The organism is Streptomyces sp. NPDC127092, assembly GCF_042722475.1.
GTDB lineage: Bacteria > Actinomycetota > Actinomycetes > Streptomycetales > Streptomycetaceae > Streptomyces.
Map to the genome: position 1 here is coordinate 113,480 of NZ_JBHXFE010000008.1, position 16,704 is coordinate 130,183.

At 73.1% G+C, this 16,704-nt stretch carries 15 protein-coding genes; 10 read left to right on the top strand and 5 right to left on the bottom strand.

What is annotated here, in order from left to right; genetic code table 11:
• The first annotated feature begins 3 nt into the window (after window positions 1–3).
• The 9 genes from ACFWJO_RS09500 (at window position 4) to ACFWJO_RS09540 (ending at window position 7,861) form a co-directional block, all read left to right on the top strand.
• Window positions 4–417: a roadblock/LC7 domain-containing protein gene (locus ACFWJO_RS09500; RefSeq protein ID WP_128978734.1), complete on the top strand. Its 414-nt coding sequence runs from the start codon at window positions 4–6 to the stop codon at window positions 415–417.
• Between the two features lie 93 nt (window positions 418–510).
• A complete protein-coding gene (locus ACFWJO_RS09505; RefSeq protein WP_386864151.1) occupies window positions 511–1,083 on the top strand; it encodes a DUF742 domain-containing protein in 573 nt (190 codons plus the stop codon).
• Window positions 1,064–1,645, top strand: a complete 582-nt coding sequence (locus ACFWJO_RS09510) for an ATP/GTP-binding protein (RefSeq protein ID WP_069978110.1) — start codon at window positions 1,064–1,066, stop codon at window positions 1,643–1,645. Before ACFWJO_RS09505 ends, ACFWJO_RS09510 begins: the two co-directional genes overlap by 20 nt.
• Window positions 1,646–1,768: 123 nt before the next feature.
• Window positions 1,769–2,770, top strand: a complete 1,002-nt coding sequence (locus ACFWJO_RS09515) for a serine/threonine-protein kinase (RefSeq protein ID WP_386864152.1) — start codon at window positions 1,769–1,771, stop codon at window positions 2,768–2,770.
• A complete protein-coding gene (locus ACFWJO_RS09520) occupies window positions 2,760–3,236 on the top strand; it encodes a hypothetical protein (protein WP_386864153.1) in 477 nt (158 codons plus the stop codon). The genes ACFWJO_RS09515 and ACFWJO_RS09520 overlap by 11 nt, the downstream gene beginning before the upstream one ends.
• A complete protein-coding gene (locus tag ACFWJO_RS09525; RefSeq protein ID WP_386864154.1) occupies window positions 3,214–4,551 on the top strand; it encodes a hypothetical protein in 1,338 nt (445 codons plus the stop codon). Before ACFWJO_RS09520 ends, ACFWJO_RS09525 begins: the two co-directional genes overlap by 23 nt.
• A 55-nt stretch (window positions 4,552–4,606) precedes the next feature.
• Window positions 4,607–5,395, top strand: coding sequence for a hypothetical protein (locus ACFWJO_RS09530; protein ID WP_386864155.1), 789 nt, complete (start codon window positions 4,607–4,609; stop codon window positions 5,393–5,395).
• The gene (locus tag ACFWJO_RS09535; protein ID WP_386864156.1) at window positions 5,392–6,231 is read left to right on the top strand and encodes a PP2C family serine/threonine-protein phosphatase; all 840 of its coding nucleotides are present in this window, start codon (window positions 5,392–5,394) and stop codon (window positions 6,229–6,231) included. The genes ACFWJO_RS09530 and ACFWJO_RS09535 overlap by 4 nt, the downstream gene beginning before the upstream one ends.
• Window positions 6,218–7,861, top strand: coding sequence for a hypothetical protein (locus ACFWJO_RS09540; RefSeq protein ID WP_386864157.1), 1,644 nt, complete (start codon window positions 6,218–6,220; stop codon window positions 7,859–7,861). Before ACFWJO_RS09535 ends, ACFWJO_RS09540 begins: the two co-directional genes overlap by 14 nt.
• A 151-nt stretch (window positions 7,862–8,012) precedes the next feature.
• On the opposite strand, the gene ACFWJO_RS09545 is transcribed toward ACFWJO_RS09540, so the two are convergent.
• The 4 genes from ACFWJO_RS09545 to ACFWJO_RS09560 form a co-directional block, all read right to left on the bottom strand.
• A complete protein-coding gene (locus ACFWJO_RS09545; protein WP_386864158.1) occupies window positions 8,013–8,213 on the bottom strand; it encodes an acyl-CoA carboxylase subunit epsilon in 201 nt (66 codons plus the stop codon).
• A 15-nt stretch (window positions 8,214–8,228) separates the two neighbouring features.
• On the bottom strand, window positions 8,229–9,812 hold the full coding sequence (locus ACFWJO_RS09550) for an acyl-CoA carboxylase subunit beta (RefSeq protein WP_386864159.1): 1,584 nt from the start codon (window positions 9,810–9,812) through the stop codon (window positions 8,229–8,231).
• A 179-nt stretch (window positions 9,813–9,991) separates the two neighbouring features.
• Complete coding sequence (locus ACFWJO_RS09555; RefSeq protein ID WP_386864160.1) at window positions 9,992–13,870, bottom strand: endo-alpha-N-acetylgalactosaminidase family protein; 3,879 nt, start codon at window positions 13,868–13,870, stop codon at window positions 9,992–9,994.
• Between the two features lie 96 nt (window positions 13,871–13,966).
• Window positions 13,967–14,476 (bottom strand): hypothetical protein, encoded by a 510-nt coding sequence (locus ACFWJO_RS09560; protein ID WP_386864161.1) that lies wholly within the window; start codon window positions 14,474–14,476, stop codon window positions 13,967–13,969.
• Between the two features lie 246 nt (window positions 14,477–14,722).
• Here ACFWJO_RS09560 and ACFWJO_RS09565 point away from each other — a divergent pair, with 246 nt between their 5' ends.
• Complete coding sequence (locus ACFWJO_RS09565; protein ID WP_386864217.1) at window positions 14,723–15,340, top strand: YceI family protein; 618 nt, start codon at window positions 14,723–14,725, stop codon at window positions 15,338–15,340.
• Between the two features lie 104 nt (window positions 15,341–15,444).
• Here ACFWJO_RS09565 and ACFWJO_RS09570 read toward each other — a convergent pair whose 3' ends face one another.
• Window positions 15,445–16,599: a serine hydrolase domain-containing protein gene (locus ACFWJO_RS09570; RefSeq protein ID WP_386864162.1), complete on the bottom strand. Its 1,155-nt coding sequence runs from the start codon at window positions 16,597–16,599 to the stop codon at window positions 15,445–15,447.
• Window positions 16,600–16,704 lie beyond the last annotated feature (105 nt).

A 16,704-nucleotide genomic window follows, 5' to 3' on the forward strand; every position in this document is an offset into this window, starting at 1 on the left:
GCGATGAGCCAGGCGGCGCAGAATCTGAACTGGTTGATCACCAACTTCGTGGACAACACCCCCGGGGTGTCCCACACGGTGGTGGTCTCCGCCGACGGCCTCCTGCTGGCGATGTCCGAGGGATTCCCCCGGGACCGCGCCGACCAGCTTGCGGCGGTCGCGTCCGGGCTGACCTCGCTGACCGCGGGCGCGTCCCGGATCTTCGAGGGCGGCGCGGTCAACCAGACGGTCGTGGAGATGGAGCGCGGCTTCCTCTTCATCATGTCGATCTCGGACGGCTCCTCGCTGGCCGTGCTCGCCCACCCGGAGTCCGACATCGGCCTCGTGGGCTACGAGATGGCACTGCTCGTCGACCGCGCGGGAAGCGTCCTGACGCCCGACCTCCGGGCGGAACTTCAGGGAAGTCTTCTCAACTAACAGACAGACAGTGCGTTTCTCGTCACCGCACCGTAGGGTGCGGTGGCGCGGTTCCAAGGGACATGGGGCCGCGAGGCAGTCGGAGGAGGAGACGTGGGTACACCCCCGGGCGCAAGCCCTTACAACGGTTTTGACGCGCATCAGGCGCCGCTCGGCGACACCGCGCAGAACCGGTACAACTTTCCCTCCACGCCGAGCAGACCGGGCACGGCACAGCCCTACCAGCAGCCGCAGTCCCAGCCCGCGCCCGTCGGGGCGCCGGGCGCGCCCGCCGCTCCGGCCGCCCGCCGGGGCGGTCCCGGCGGCGCGGGCGGCTCGGGCGGGAACAACCCGCTGGTGCGTCCGTACGCGATGACCGGCGGCCGGACCCGGCCGCGCTACCAGCTCGCCATCGAGGCGCTGGTCAGCACGACCGCCGATCCGGCGCGGCTGCAGGGCCAGTTGCCCGAGCACCAGCGGATCTGCCGGCTGTGCTTCGAGATCAAGTCGGTCGCGGAGATCTCGGCCCTTCTCTCCATCCCCCTCGGCGTTGCCCGGATTCTCGTCGCCGACCTGGCCGAGGCCGGACTCGTCGCCATCCACCAGCCCGGCGGCGACGAGGCCGCCGGCGGTCAGCCAGACGTGACACTGCTCGAAAGGGTGCTCAGTGGACTTCGCAAGCTCTAGCGGCGGCGCGGCCCGTTCAACCACCAGCGCGAAGATCGTGGTGGCGGGTGGCTTCGGCGTGGGCAAGACCACGTTCGTCGGCGCGGTCTCGGAGATCAACCCGCTGCGAACCGAGGCCGTGATGACGTCCGCTTCCGCGGGCATCGACGACCTCACCCACACGGGCGACAAGACGACGACGACTGTCGCCATGGACTTCGGCCGCATCACCCTGGACCAGGACCTGATCCTGTACCTGTTCGGTACGCCCGGTCAGGACCGCTTCTGGTTCATGTGGGACGACCTGGTCCGCGGCGCCATCGGCGCCGTCGTGCTCGTGGACACCCGGCGCCTCGCCGACTGCTTCCCCGCGGTCGACTACTTCGAGAACTCGGGCCTCCCCTTCGTCATCGCCCTCAACGGCTTCGACGGGCACCAGCCGTACACCCCGGACGAGGTCCGCGAGGCCCTGCAGATCGGCCCCGACACCCCGATCATCACCACCGACGCCCGCCACCGCGCGGACGCGAAGAGCGCGCTCATCACCCTCGTCGAGCACGCCCTGATGGCCCGCCTGCGGTAGTCGTCCCGCCGCCGCACGCCCGGAGGCCGCGTCTCCCCGGAAGGGGGACGCGGCCTTCGTCGTGAAACCGGCCCCGCCGCCTCCGGCGTCCCAGTACGTTGTACGGGGACCTCGGGGGGAGACATGGGTTCGCTGGACGGTACGCACCGGATCGGGCGCTTCACGGTCGAACGCACGCTGGGCAACGGCGGGATGGGCAAGGTCTACCTGTGCCGCACGCCCGCCGGACTGCGGCTGGCCGTCAAGGTGATCAGCACGGAGCTGTCCCACTCGCACACCGGGCGGGTGCGGTTCCACCGCGAGGTCGAGGCGTTACGTGACGTGCGCAGCCCGTACACGCTCCCGCTGTACGACGCCCAGACGGCCACGCCGCCCTTCTGGCTCGCCTCCCGCTACGTGGAGGGACCCACCCTGGACGAACACGTCCGCAGGAGAGGCCCGTTGGGCGAGCGGAGGGTGGCCGAGCTCGGCGCGATGCTGGCCGAGGCACTGGCCGGCGTGCACGCCCACGGGCTCATCCACCGGGACCTCAAGCCGAGCAACATCATCCTGGAGGACGGCGAGCCCAGGATCATCGACTTCGGCATCGTCCGCTCCGACAGCGCCACCAAGGGCCTGACGGACCCCCAGTCGCCACCCGGCACCCACGGTTTCGTCCCGGCGGAGAGCCTGCGCGGCGGCGAACCGACGCCCGCCGTCGACGTGTTCGCCCTCGGGGTGGTGCTGGCGTTCGCCGCGACCGGACTGCTGCCCTTCGGCCACGGGCTGCCCGCCACCCTGCGGATCTACCAGGGCGTGCCGCCGCGGCTCACCGGCGTGCCGCCCGCGCTCGCCTCCGTCATCCGCGCCTGTCTGTCCCCCGCACCGGCCGAACGGCCGCTGCCCGAAAGCCTGATGGCGGATCTCGGCGCCCTCCTGAAGCCGCCGCCCGCCGCCGGACGGCCGCCCGCCCGGCCGCCCCGCCAGCCCACCGTCCCCGTGGCCGATCCCCCGCACCACTGCCATGTGCCCGAGCCGCCGGCCGCCGGCGAGGGCTGCGCCCTGCGCCCGGTCGCCGCCCGGCTGCTCGCGTCGGGGCTCACCCGTCCGCTGATCCGGAAGGCGGTTCTGCAGCATGCCCGATGAGCCCGTGGTCGAACTCCTCGACGGCTGGGAGTCGTTGATGTGGGAGTGGGCGCGCCGGCGCGGCGAGCCCGTCCACACCGAGGACGGCGCGCTGTACCTGGAGACCAAGGCCGGCGGCCCGTCCGGGCCCCGGCTCACCGTGGACGTCAGCCGGGCCGCCGGCTCGCTCGTGGTCGCCGTGACCGACGGGACGCTCGTCCCGGCGGACCGGCTCGCGCCGACCGCGGCGGCCGCCACCGCGTGGAACGCGCGCGAGGTGACCCCGACGGCGGTGCTCGGGGACGCCCGGAGCGACGAGCCGCTGCTGTCCGCCGTCCTCACCCTGCCGCTGGTCTGCCATCTGACCGCCACCGGCTTCGCCACGACCCTCGACGCGCTGCTCGACCGCTCGGTCCGGCTGCTGCGGGAGTGCCACGACCTCGGATTCGTGCTGCGGAGCACCGATGACCTCGCCGGACCGGAGTGATCCCGTGGACTCGCCGGCCTGGATCCTCACCTTCACGGTGCTGCCCCTGGTGACCCTGCTCGTCGCGCTGTGGGCGAGCACGGGCTCGTGGTTCCCCGGTTCGCGAGAGTACGAGGAACCCGGGGGACGGCGGGAAGAGGAACGGCGGGAGGAGGCGCGGCGGCACGAGGAACGGCGCCGGGAGGAACGGCGCCGGGAGAAGCGCCGGGCCGAGGAGCTCGGGTCCGAGCGGCGCCGCTCGGGGGAACGCCGCCCGGACGAACGGCGGGCGGAGGAACGGCAGGCGGACGAACGGCGGGCGGACGAACGGCGGGCGGACGAACGGCGGGCGGAGGAGCTCCGGTCCGGCGAACGCGGGCCGGGACGACGCCGCTCGGAGCGGCCCGGGCCGGACCGGCCGGAGTCGTACGGGCACGAGCCGTCCGGAGCCGGGTCGGCGGGAGCCGGGTCGGCCGGAGCCGGGTCGTACGTGCCGGAGACGCAGGGAGCGGAGCCGCACGGACCGGAGTCGCACGGGTCGGGGTCTCACGGACCGGAGACCCACGGACCGGAGTACGGGTCGGAGGCGTCCGGGCGCGGGCCCGAGGCGCGCAGGGTTCCGCGGCCGCGGACCCGGCCCGGGAGGCCGCCCCGGCTCCAGGACGACGTCCTGTGGGCCGTGTCCACCGGGCGCAGTCTGCTCGGCAGCGCCATCGACGCCGCCTCCGCCCTGCTGCCGTTCAGGACCGCGCCGGGCCCGCGCCCGGAGGACGGCGGGACCGGGCGGCCTCCGGCCGCTCCGTCGGCCTCGTCCGCCCCGGAGCCGGACCCGGAGACGGAGGCGGAGCAGTCACGGCCGCCCGAGCTGCCGCACGGCTGGTACGTCCGCGGCGAGGAGCCCGCACCGCGCCGCCGTGCCCTGCCGGAGCCGATACCCGAACCCCGGGCCCTTCCGCGGGCCGCCCGGCCGCCGGCCCGGCCCGAGCCGCCGGCACGGCCGCAGGCCCAGGCCCCGCCCGGACCCGAGCCCGAGGCCGCGGGGCCGGAGGCCGCGGGGCCCGGGGCCAGGACGGCGCCGGACCCCGGACCGGCGGTCGAGCCCGCGGCCGCGGCCGCGCGCGAGTCCGACACGATGCCCCTCGGCACCGGCTACCGCGCCGTCGTCACCGCCGTGACCTGGCTGCGGCCCGAGGGGTACGTCGAGTGGGACGGCGGCCTGTACCGGGCCCGCTGGCGGGGCCCCGCCGACTCCTATCCCCGGCCCGGCGAGCCGGTCAAGGTCACCGTGACGCCGGACACCGACCCGCCGCTGCTCATCGCCGGTCCGCTCCACTGACCGCACCGCGCCTTCACCAGCACCACGTCCCCATCCTTCGCTCGACGGAGTAGCCGTGTACACGACCGCAAGTCCTGACGAAGCCCCCCTCCCCGTGCCGTACATGGGCTTCGAGTTCGACAGCGCACAGCGGCTGCCGCTGCTGCTCTGTCTGGACACCTCCTCCTCCCTCAGCCAGAGCAACGCCATCCACGCGCTCAACGAGGCCCTCGCCTCCTGGGCGGAGAGCCTCGCCGAGGACACCGCGCTCAGCGCCGCCGTCGACGTCGCGCTCATCACCTTCGGCGGCGTCGAGGGCATCACCGTGTGGCAGGGCGCCACGCCGCTCGGCGCGGTCGCCCCGCGCTGGCCGCACAGCCCGTTCGTACCGGCGCACGAGTTCCGGCCGCCGCAGCTGCGCGCCCATGGGGTGACGCTCATGGACCGGGCGCTGCGGCTCGCCATGGAGGTCGTCGCCGACTACAAGGCGGGGCTGCGCGAGGAGGGCCTCACGTACTACCGCCCGCAGATCTGCGTGGTCACGGACGGCGCGCCGAGCGACGAGCAGGGCCGGTTCTCGCACGCGTACCGCGACCTGCTGCCGGAGCTGCGCAAGGCCGAGGAGGAGCGCCGCTTCCGGCTCTTCGCGGTCGGCGTCGGCGAGCGGCACTCCGGGGCCGAGGAGGTGCTCAAGGAGCTGGCGCCGCACTATCACGCCTGGCTGGACGGCTTCCCGTTCGCCGAGCTGCTCACCGCGATGTCGCACAGCGCCCGCGCCACCCAGGGCGGCGCCGACGAGGCCGAGTTCCAGGAGATCTTCGCCCGGCTCAAGCGCCGGCGCGGCGGCGGGCAGGTCCCCGCGTGAGGCCGCGGGGCCGGCCGGCCCGCCGCTGGCGGGTGCACGGGATCAGCGCGGTCGGCTACCGGCACCTGCGGGACAGCAAGCCCTGCCAGGACGCGTGGCTGCACCGGGAGACCCCCGGCGGTCTGGTGCTCGCGGTGGCGGACGGCGCGGGCAGCGCGGAGCTCTCGGGCGAGGGCGCGCGGGAGGCGGTGCGGCTCGCGGTCGACGCCTTCGCTCCGGTCGCCGCGCCGTGGCGGCACGGCGACGACCCGCGGGAGCGCAAGGAGTTGATGACCGAGGCGTTCCGCGAGGTCCGCGCCGAGTTCCTGAACTGGTGCGCGGGGCCTCCGGGCCCGTATGCCACGACCCTGACCGTGGTGGTGGCCGCCGAGGGCTGGCTCGGTCAGGTGTCGGTCGGCGACGGTCTGGTGCTCGTACGGGCGGAGACCGCCGCCCCGGCGGAAGGGACGGGTTCCGGGGCTTCCCCGGCCCCGGCCTCGTACCACCTGCTGCCCCAGACCCACTCCGGCAGCGAGTACGCCAACGAGACGGTCTTCCTCGGCTCGCCGACGGCGCTCGGCCGGCTGCGGGTGGACTGTGTCCGCGACGACCGGATCGACGGCGTGCTGCTGTCCACGGACGGGCTCACCCACGCCCTGCTGCGCCGCTCCCCCGGCGGGCATCCGCTGCCGCACGACGCGTTCGTCGGCCATCTCTTCGACCGGCTCGGGAGGGCCGACTACGACCACGACGAGGAGGACCACCGGCTCCAGGACTTCCTCGCCTCCGACCAGATCTCCCGAGTGACCGGGGACGACAAGACTCTCCTGTGGGCGATACGACATGACGACCACTGACGACACCCGTGACGGCCCGTCCGACGACGGCGACGACCCCGTCACGGACCACGCCGACCTGACGCTCGGCGACGGCACCCGGATCAGCCGCAGACCCCGGCCCCTCGGCACCGGCGGCCAGGGCAGCGTGTGGGCCTTCGAGGAACGGGCCGATCTGGCGGGCAAGATCTACAACCGGCCGCCCGACGCGGCCCAGTTGCGCCGGCTCACCGCGATGCTGCGGGCCGACCCGCTGGCCGGCGAGCGGCTCGCCCCCGGGCAGCCGCCCATGCTGGTCTGGCCGGTGCAGCTGATCGAGGCGGGCGGGCGGCCGGTCGGCTACGGCATGCCGTTCCTGGACCCGGCGGAGCACGTCCAGCTGAGCGGACTGCTCCAGAAGCGCGAGCGGCTGCGCCGGTACGAGGGCCGGGCACACTGGCGGTTCCTGCTGGGCGTGGCGTCGAACCTCGCGTACATGACGGCGCAGCTCCACCAGCGGAGCTTCGTGGTGGGCGATCTCTCCAGCGCGAACGCGGTCGCCGACCAGCGGGGTTACGTCACCCTGCTCGACTGCGACTCCTTCGCCTTCACCGACCCGCTGACCGGCGAGTTCTTCGGCAGCGACGTGTTCACGGACGACTGCGCGGGGCCCGAGCGGCACTCGGGCGAGCCGCCCACCCGGCACTCGGACGACTTCGCGCTCGCGGTCCTCGTCTACCAGCTGCTGACCGCGGGGAACCACCCGTACGACGGCACTCCGCTGCAGGGCCCCGGCGAGTCCACCCGCAAGGACAACATCCTCGCGGGCAGCTCCTTCCTGGTCCATCCGGACCGGATGCGCGTGCCGGGCCGGCAGCTGCCGCCCGGGATGCTGCCGCCCGAGGTGGTACGGCTCGCCCGGCAGGCCTTCGGCCCGGGCTGGCGCGAGCCCGCCCGCCGGCCCTCGTCGGCCGAGTGGCTGCAGGCCCTCGACGACGCGAAGGAGTCGGTCGTCGAGTGCCGCGCGGTGCCGGACCACCACTACGGCGGGCACCTCACGTCCTGCCCGTGGTGCGCACACGCGGCGCACGGTCACCACGACCCGTTCGTCCCGGGCCCGGCCGGGGCGGGAAGGGGCGGCCGGGGAGCCGGCCCCTCACGCACCGCGTCCTCGTCGTCCTCGGCGTCCTCGTCGGCGTCGTCGGCATCGGCGGCCTCGGCCTCTTCGTCGTCTTCTTCGGGCTCGCCGTCTTCGTCGGGCCAGGCGTCGGCGTCGGCGTCCCGGTCCGCGTCCTCATCGGCATCGGCGTTCTCGGCGTCCCCGCCGCCGTCGGCGTCCGGTGCGTCGTCCAAGCCGTCCCCCAAGGCGTCCGCGAAGTCCTCCGCCAAGCCGACGGCGAGCACGACGTCGAACACGACGTCGAACACGACGACGCCGAAGACGAAGAAACCGAAGACGACGACGTCCAAGACGACGACGGCGTCCTCGACGGCGAAACCGGCCGGGACCGCCTCCGCCGGTTCCTCCAAGGCGGCAGCCGCCCAGGAGAAGCCGCCGCCCCTCACCAAGGCCGACATCGCCCTGGGCGTGGCCTTCCTCGCGGTCGCGCTCGGCGCGGTGGTCGGGGTGATCTGGGGCGTCGTCGCGCTGGTACGGGCGCTGGTCTCCTGACCCGTGACGCGGGGGGGGGGGGGGGAGACACGGGGGTTTTTCCTCCCCCCCCCAACACGCACGGGGGGGGGGGGTGAGTGGGGTCACCTCCCCTCCCGTTGGGTTCCGGCCCTCCGCCGACCAGTGCCGTGGGTGGCGTCGGTGCGTGGCGTCAGCGCCAGCTGTGCGGCGCGCGGAAGCCGTTCTCGCGCTCGAGGCGGCGCCAGCCGGCCGTGGAACGGCCGCGGTGGGCGGGCTCGCTGGGCTGGGCGGCGGCGCGGGCGAGCAGGACCGCGGTGATCGCGGCCAGCTCCTCGGGCTCGGCGTTGCCCTTCTCGACGCGGAGAAGGTTGGCTGTGGCAGGCGTGGTCACTTCGGTGGGCTCCTCTTACTGAGGCGGGTTGCCGTGCTTGCGGGACGGCAGGTCGGCGTGCTTGGTGCGGAGCATCGCGAGGGACTTGATCAGCACCTCGCGGGTCTCGGCGGGGTCGATGACGTCGTCGACCAGGCCGCGCTCCGCGGCGTAGTACGGGTGCATGAGCTCGGCCTTGTACTCCTTGACCATGCGCGCGCGCATGGCCTCGGGGTCCTCGGCGTCCGCGATCTGCTTGCGGAAGATGACGTTGGCGGCGCCTTCGGCACCCATCACCGCGATTTCGTTGGTGGGCCAGGCGTAGGTCAGGTCGGCTCCGATGGACTGGGAGTCCATGACGATGTAGGCGCCGCCGTACGCCTTGCGCAGGATCAGCGAGATCCGGGGCACGGTCGCGTTGCAGTACGCGTACAGCAGCTTCGCGCCGTGGCGGATGATTCCACCGTGCTCCTGGTCGACGCCCGGCAGGAAGCCGGGTACGTCCAGAAGGGTGATGATCGGGATGTTGAAGGCGTCGCACATCTGGACGAAGCGCGCGGCCTTCTCGGAGGCCTCGATGTCGAGCACGCCGGCCAGCGTCTGCGGCTGGTTGGCGACGATGCCGACGACCTGGCCGTCCAGGCGGGCGAGGGCGCAGATGATGTTGCGGGCCCAGCGCTCGTGGATCTCCAGGTAGTCGCCGTCGTCGACGAGCTCCTCGATGACCTTGTGCATGTCGTACGGGCGGTTGCCGTCGGCGGGCACGAGGTCGAGCAGCACGTCCGAGCGGCGGTCGGCCGGGTCCTCGGAGGAGACGGTCGGCGGGTTCTCGCGGTTGTTCTGCGGGAGCATCGACAGGAGGTAGCGGACCTCGGCGATGCAGGTCTCCTCGTCGTCGTACGCGAAGTGCGCGACGCCGGAGGTCTCGGCGTGGACGTCGGCGCCGCCGAGGCCGTTCTGGGTGATCTCCTCGCCGGTGACCGCCTTGACGACGTCCGGGCCGGTGATGAACATCTGCGAGGTCTCGCGGACCATGAAGACGAAGTCGGTCAGCGCGGGGCTGTAGGCCGCGCCGCCGGCGCACGGGCCGAGCATCACCGAGATCTGCGGGATGACGCCGGACGCCCTGGTGTTGCGCTGGAAGATGCCGCCGTAGCCGGCGAGGGCGGAGACGCCCTCCTGGATGCGGGCACCGGCGCCGTCGTTCAGGGAGACCAGCGGGGCACCGGCCGCGATGGCCATGTCCATGATCTTGTGGATCTTGGTGGCGTGGGCCTCGCCCAGGGCGCCGCCGAAGATCCGGAAGTCGTGGGCGTAGACGAAGACCGTGCGGCCCTCGACGGTGCCCCAGCCGGTGATGACGCCGTCGGTGTACGGCTTCTTGGCCTCCAGGCCGAAGCCCTGCGCGCGGTGCCGGCGCAGCTGCTCGACCTCGCTGAAGGAACCAGGGTCGAGCAGCAGCTCGATGCGCTCGCGAGCGGTCAGCTTGCCCTTGGCGTGCTGGGCCTCGGTCGCTCGGTCACTGGGGCCTCGCCGAGCCTGCTCGCGCAGCTCGTGCAGCTCGGCCACACGGCCACGGGCGTCAGCGGGCTCGCTCGGGATCTGGTCCACAACGGTCATGTACCGACCCTACGAACTCACACAAGAAAACCCCGCCGTCGACTCCGTACAGTCTCGCGTGTCGAATCCTGGTGGGGCATGACAGAACCATCTGCCCCACCAGCTCGAGTCGACAGCCAGACACCCCAGCTGATTGTAGGTTTTCTACACGAGCATGCCGCAGCGGTAGGGGGGACCCGCTAGGACGGCGTGCCGCAGTGGAAGCGGGCGTCGCCCCAGTCCGCGTGGTCGTTGCCGTTCCCGTCGCCGCCGTCGCCCACGACGAGCTCGACGTACGAGGCGCCGGTGACGTCGGCGGTGAGCGACCAGGCGCCGTCGGCGGCCCGGAGGACCGGGCTCGTCACCTTCTCCGTGCCGTCGGCGAGGACGCCGAACCGGACGCTGCCCCGGGTGGTCTGGACGTCGTCCACGCCGACCTCGGCGGTGAAGGAGGTGCAGCGCCCGCCCAGGTAGTAGCGGATCTTCGCGGGCGCGTGGGTGCCGAGGCCCTTGGCGTAGGTCACTCCCCCGATCCGCAGCGGGCCGCCGTCCCCGGTGCCCGTCTCGCCGTTGGAGCCGTCCTTCTCCACGGGGCCCCAGCCGTTGGACGCCGAGGTCCAGTCGAGGTCGCTCGCCCAGGCGTCGGCGGTGGGCGGCGGGGGCAGGGTGCGCACGGTGGTCGCCGCGGTGAGCTGACGGGGCTCGCCGCCGACGGCGTACGTCACGGTGGCGCCCAGCTCGTACGGCCGGTAGGCGGCGTCCACGGGCGGGGTGACCCGCCAGGTGGCGGTGGCGGTGCCGCCGGGGGCGACCGCGTCGAGGCCGACGGGTCCGGCCGGCTCGGCGGTCCAGCCCTCGGGCAGCGCGAGCGCGGCCCGCGCGCCGGTGACCTGGGCGGTCTCGTCGTTGCCGAAGGTGGCGGTCACGGTGTTGGCCCGGCCGGGCTCCAGGGTCTCCGGCGCGGTCACGGCGAGGGTGCCGCAGGCTGCGCGCTCGGTGGCCGGGCCGAGGTCGGTGACGGTGAAGCGGTCGAGCACGAAGTCGGCGCCGTCGGGGGCGTCGGCGCGCTTGCGCAGCCCGGTCCAGGTGTCGCCGCAGCCCGCGGTGACCGTCTCGGTGAACTGCCCGGTGGTCCGCTGCTGTCCGATCGGGGTGCGGCGGGTCTCGACGGGGGCGCCGTTCCCGTGGGTGCGGTCGTAGCCGGTGACCCACTCGTAGGCGCCGGCGTGGCTGGACTGGTAGGCGAAGTCGACCCGGTAGCGGTGGCCGTCCTTCATGGGGACGGTCCAGGGCGCGGTGCGGTAGACCAGGCCGCTGTTCTCGTCGTGGGACTTGAGGGACTCGGCGCCGTCGAGGACGTCGTCGATCGCCTTGCCGTTCCAGCCGGCCTGCGTGTAGGGGGCGTGGAGCTGGGCGATGTGGGTGCGCGGGTCGGTGGTGCCGCCCGCGTCGCCCTTGAGGAAGGGGCCCCAGCCCTGGTCGACGGCCTCGAAGTCCTCGTACACCAGCGCTCCGGCCCTGCTCGCCGGGTCGTTGGCGACGATCCGGACGTCGTCGATCCGGACGGTGGCGGAGGAGCCCTCGGCGGCCCGGACGGTCAGCGGGGTGCTGCCGCCGGCCGGGGCGGTGAAGGTGACCTTGGCGCGCTGGAAGAAGGTGTCGTTCCAGTCGGACGCGGCGACCCGGTCCCGGAGGGCGGAGCGCTCGACGGTGACGGAACGGCCGCCGGCGAGGAGGGTGGTGGGCCGGGTCCGGCCGGGCTCGACCTCGATGAGGGCGGAGGCGGTGTAGCGCGCGCCGGGCTTCAGTCCGGTGATCCGCTGGGTGACGGCGGCGGTGGCGGACCCCGAGAGCTTCGCGCTGTTGCGGCCCTGGTCGTCGGTGTGGCGGGTGACGGTGCCGCTCCTGGTCCAGGAGTTCAGGCCGGCGTCGTTGAAGCCGGGGTCCTTGACCGGGGTGCCCTGGCCCCAGTGCGGGTTCGGCGGCTCGGGTGCCCGGTCCGGGTAGAGGACGTAGGGCCGTCCGGCGACGGCGTCGAGGGTGATCCGGCCGCCGGCGGGCCGCACGGTGCCGGTCTTCACCCGGCCGTTGTCGGTGAGCTCGTAGACGGTGTACGAGCCGGTGCCGCGCACCTCCCAGCTGGTCCGGCCGCCGGTCTTGTTGTAGTGGTACAGCTTGTCCGCGCCGCCCGCGCCCGCCCAGGGCAGCAGGTAGGTGTCGCCGTCGAGGACCTTGCGGCCGTTCTCGTAGAAGGTGCGGCGGCCGTTCTCGAGCGTGCCGCGGACACCGCCGGTGAAGGTGATGTCGTCGCCGTCCCAGCGGGTGATCTTCTGCTGCTGGAGGTACTTGGCGGGCAGGTTGCGCTGCCAGATGTTGGCGGTGAACGCGGTGTGGTCGGTCTCGCCGGTCCAGCCCTCGAAGTCGACGAGGGCGGTCTGGCCGAGGACCGGGTGGTCGTTCCAGACGTCCTTCTCGTCGTTGCGGATGAAGCGGATGATCCGCGAGTTGAGGCCCTTGTTGGTGGCGCCGCCGTAGTCGAGGTCGTTGGCCCAGTGCGACCAGAGGGAGGCGCGCTCGAACTTCTCCGACCACTCGGTGGCGACGTTCCAGCCCTGGGCCTGGACGGCCCGCGTCGTCTTGTCGGCGATCCAGCCGTGCGTGTAGTAGACGTCGATGTAGAGCATCGACAGGTTGGGGTCGGTCTCGTCGCGCAGCTGCTGGAAGCGGCGGGCGAGGTCGCCGCTGTTCACGTCGCGGCGCTGGTCGATGTAGTAGCTCTGGTTGAGCCAGTTCCAGCCGGGCCTGGACTTGTCGACCAGTGTCTCGCTGAAGTTCTTCGCCTCGGGGTACGACTCGGTGGCGTTGACGTGGACGCCGAAGCCGGCGCCCCACTTCCTTCCCTCGCGCAGCAGGGTGTTGAGGTCGGCGAGGCCGCCGGCGCGCTTGTTGTAGTTGCCGCCGTAGTCGGGGTGGGCGGAGTCGTGGCCCTCGGAGCCGTACCCCTTGAGCAACGCGAACTGGCCGAGTCCGTCGGTGGCGAGCGAGATCCGCTTGACGTCGTCGAGGGTGCGCAGGAAGGGGTGGGTGGCGTTGGAGGCGAAGTTGAACGGGATGTGGGCGATCACCCGGTCCGGGGTCTGCTCGCTGCCGGGCGCCTTGACGCCGATGGTGCGGAAGGCGACGGCGCCGTCCTGCCAGTCGACGGTGCCGTCGGCGTTGGCGTCCGGCGTGACGACGACCTTGGCCCAGGGCAGGTCGTCGCCGCTCTCGGGGGCGGGCGCGCCGGCGCCGCGGTAGGTCCACTGGCCGGACCAGACGCCGACGCGGGTCCCGTCACCGCCCTTGCGGGCCTGGTGCCAGAAGCGCGCGCCGTCGCGGGCGCTCGGTCCGGACGGCTTGTCGTAGGAGGAGTTGGACTCGACGGCGGCGGCGAGCTGCCCGGTGTTGACGATCGCGTAGCTGGCGCCGACGGCGGCGGTGTCGGCCGGGGTGGCGTCGGTGACCCGGGCGAAGACGTCGGCGGTCCGGGTGGAGTCGGGGTCGAGCCGGGTGAAGGCGGTGGCCGCGCCGGGTTCGGCGGAGCCGACGGAGACCAGGTCGTGGCCGGGGATGTCGATGGTGCCGACGCGGAAGGCCTCGGTGTCGCGGACGGCGGTCACCCGGAAGATGGTGGCCCGGCCGCTGACGCTCAGGCGGGCGTCGATCTCGACCCCGGGCAGGTCGGGGAAGACGAGGGTGTAGGCGGCGGAGTCGGCGGTCACGACGGGGGCGGCCGCGGTCCGGACGGCGTGGCCGGTGCCGTTGAGGACGACCTGGGTGACGGGGGCGGTGGAGCCGAGGAGCCGGGCGCCGGTGGCGCGGTCGGTGTACGACAGGACGCGGGGGAAGTCCTCGGCGACGGCGACGGAGAGCCGGTCGGAGCCGATGACGGCTTCGGCGGCCGCTCGCGTCGCGGGGTCGGGGCCGGGGGCGCCGGCGCGGGCCGGGCCGGCCAGGGCGAGCACGGCGGAGGTGGCGGCGGCCAGCGCACAGGCCGTGCGCAGCCGCCGCGCGGCGGAGGGAGGGTAGGGGTGCGACATGGGCACTAGTTGGCCCGCGTGACGGATCACCGTCAACGAGATCGCGCCCCGAGGGGCCCTCCAGTCCAACAACCTCCTGCGGTTAGTCCAAGTCGCTCAGCAGCCACCGCAGTTGTAGTAGGTGACGTCCCAGTGGTTGCCCTCGTCGGCGTAGATGTTGCCGGAGCCGGACTTCCACTGCGGGGCGCCGTCACCGCGCAGGCCGATGTAGGTGAAGGTGTTCTTGATGTAGTTCCCGACGCAGGTGTACTTGCTGTAGTCGAGCTTGTAGCCGTTCCAGTGCGAGTACGTGCCGCTGGCGTGGCCGACCTCGGTGCCGCCGGTGATGTTGAGGGCGCAGCCGCTGGCACGCTTGAGGGTCTGGGCTCCCTGCGCGGTGGCGAGGTTGAGCTGCTCGAAGGACGTGCAGGTGGAGTTGTAGCGGTCCGAGCAGCCGCCGGACGAGGACCAGGTGATGCCGACCTCGCGGAACATCGAGGTCGCGGTGGCGTGACTGATCTTGGTGACGGCGTGGGCGTCGGTGGCGCTGGAGAGGACGCCGAAGCCCGGCGCGAAGAGGGCGCCGAGGACGAGGGCGAGGGCGGTGAGGACGGAGCGGAGCTTCACAGGTGCCTCCTGCGGATGACCGTGGCGGTGGGGACGGCGGTGCAGGTGGTGCTGGTCGCGCAGGGAGATGGTGCCGCAGTTCTACGCGCGTCCGCCAGAGGGCGCGGGAGACCGGCTGGCGCCGTCCGGGTGAACCTTTTCCATAGATGTTGAAAGTTGAACGGAATAGGTCTATGGTCGATGTCGTTGAAGGTTCAACGAATGCACGACCAGCGCCCCCCGCGCACCGTCCCCAAGGAGCACGTCATGGGTCTCTTCGGCCGCAAGAACACCACCGAGTCCGCCGCCACCGCCGTCGCCACCCTCCCCGTCGACCCGGCGCTGGCCGCCCTGACCGGCGACTACACCATCGACCCGGCGCACAGCAGCATCGGCTTCACCGTCCGTCACGCCATGGTCACCAACGTCCGCGGCACCTTCGCCGAGCACGAGGGCACGCTGCAGCTGAACGGCTCGGACCCGGCCGCCTCCAGCGCCGCCATCGACGTCCGGATCGCCTCGATCGACACCGGCATCGGCGACCGCGACAACCACCTGCGCAGCGCCGACTTCTTCGACGCCGACGCCTTCCCGCTGATGACCTTCCGCTCCACGGAGGCCGCGCACCTCGGCGGCGACAAGTACCGCGTCAAGGGCGACCTGACGATCAAGGACGTCACCAAGCCGCTCGCCATCGACCTGGAGTTCAACGGCACCGCGACCGACGTCTACGGCAACGAGCGGGTCGGCTTCGAGGGCTCCGCCGAGATCCTGCGCTCCGACTGGGGCCTGACCTGGAACGCGGCCCTGGAGACCGGCGGCGTCATGGTCAGCGACAAGGTGAAGCTGAACTTCGACATCTCCGCCATCAAGAACGCCGCCTGAGCCCGACGGCCTCCGCGGCACCCACTCCGGACCCGGCAGCCCCCAGGGCTGCCGGGCGGTGGTGTTTCCTCAGGCCCCGGCCACGCGCACCCCGGCCCGGCCCCTCAGGCCGCGGCCCGGTCGGCGGCGGCCGCCACCGCGCGTATCAGCCGGTCGTTCTCCCGGGCGCCGGGACCGGCGGCGAAGGCGAAGCGGCGACGGGCGTAGCTGTAGGCGAGGCCGCGGCCCGGGTCGGCGAAGGACTGGGAGCCCGGGACGCCGCTGTGACCGACGGCGGTCGGACCGAGCTCGGGATGGCGGGTGGCGAGCGGCACGAATCCGAGGCCGAAGGCGTTCCGCTCGCCGGTCACCAGGTCCGTGCCGGAGGAGTGCACCCGGGAGACCTCGGCGAGGATTTCGGGCTTCAACAGCGGCGGCCGGCCGTCGAGCTCGCCCGCCACCGCCGCGTACATCCGGGCCAAGCCGCGCGCGCTGCCCACGCCACCGCCGGAGAGCGGGGCCGCGGCGTGCACGGCCCGGGAGTTCCCGTAGGCCACGGCGTCGAAGGGCTGCTCGGCGTGCAGGCCGAACGCGACGGCCAGGAGGCTGTCGGGCGCGACCGGGTTCGCCGCCTGGAGTGCCTGCTGGGCGGGCGTGGGCAGCACCGGAAGCGCCGGACGGAAGCGGGACTCGAGCTCCTCGGGCAGGCCGAGGTGGTAGTCGAGCCCGTACGGCTCCCTGATCCGCTCCTCGTGGTGCTCCTGGACCGTCCGGCCGGTGGCCCGCAGCACCACTTCACCGACCAGCGCGCCGAAGGTCAGGGCGTGGTAGCCGTGGCCCGTGTCCGGCTCCCAGTACGGCCGGTGGGCGGCGACCCGCGCGGCGACCCGGCGGTCGTCGGCGAGCTCGTCGGGCGTGAAGCCGTCGGCGGTGCCGATCGCACCGGAGCGGTGGGCGAGCAACTGCCGCAGGGTGACCCCGCCCTTGCCCTCAGCCGCGAACTCGGGCCACCAGAAGGCCACTTCACGGTCGAGGTCGAGCGCGCCGTCCTGCACGAGGAGCGCGGCGACCAGCGCGGTGGCGCCCTTGGCGGAGGAATAGAGCGCGAGCAGCGAGTCGCCTTCGACCCCGTCACCGCCCCACAGGTCGACCACGCGCCTGCCCCGGTGGTAGACCACGAGCTGGGCGCCGCCGTCACGCGCCTCGGCCGCGGCGACCCCGGCGAACTCCTCCCGTACGGACTCGAAACCGGGCGCCACCGTGCCCCGCACCTCGCTCATCGCGCACTCCCCCCTCGTCTTCACGCGATGCCTCCGACAGGGCGTAACGATCACGGGCCCGCCGGGATTCCCCGCGGTTGTCAGTGGTGGTCGCTAGCGTCGCCG

Coding starts and splice junctions, on each gene's coding strand:
- ACFWJO_RS09500 (WP_128978734.1), top strand. CDS start 4: ATGAGCCAGGCGGCGCAGAATCTGAACTGGTTGATCACCAACTTCGTG.
- ACFWJO_RS09515 (WP_386864152.1), top strand. CDS start 1,769: ATGGGTTCGCTGGACGGTACGCACCGGATCGGGCGCTTCACGGTCGAA.
- ACFWJO_RS09520 (WP_386864153.1), top strand. CDS start 2,760: ATGCCCGATGAGCCCGTGGTCGAACTCCTCGACGGCTGGGAGTCGTTG.
- ACFWJO_RS09525 (WP_386864154.1), top strand. CDS start 3,214: ATGACCTCGCCGGACCGGAGTGATCCCGTGGACTCGCCGGCCTGGATC.
- ACFWJO_RS09540 (WP_386864157.1), top strand. CDS start 6,218: ATGACGACCACTGACGACACCCGTGACGGCCCGTCCGACGACGGCGAC.
- ACFWJO_RS09550 (WP_386864159.1), bottom strand. CDS start 9,812: ATGACCGTTGTGGACCAGATCCCGAGCGAGCCCGCTGACGCCCGTGGC.
- ACFWJO_RS09555 (WP_386864160.1), bottom strand. CDS start 13,870: ATGTCGCACCCCTACCCTCCCTCCGCCGCGCGGCGGCTGCGCACGGCC.
- ACFWJO_RS09565 (WP_386864217.1), top strand. CDS start 14,723: ATGGGTCTCTTCGGCCGCAAGAACACCACCGAGTCCGCCGCCACCGCC.
- ACFWJO_RS09570 (WP_386864162.1), bottom strand. CDS start 16,599: ATGAGCGAGGTGCGGGGCACGGTGGCGCCCGGTTTCGAGTCCGTACGG.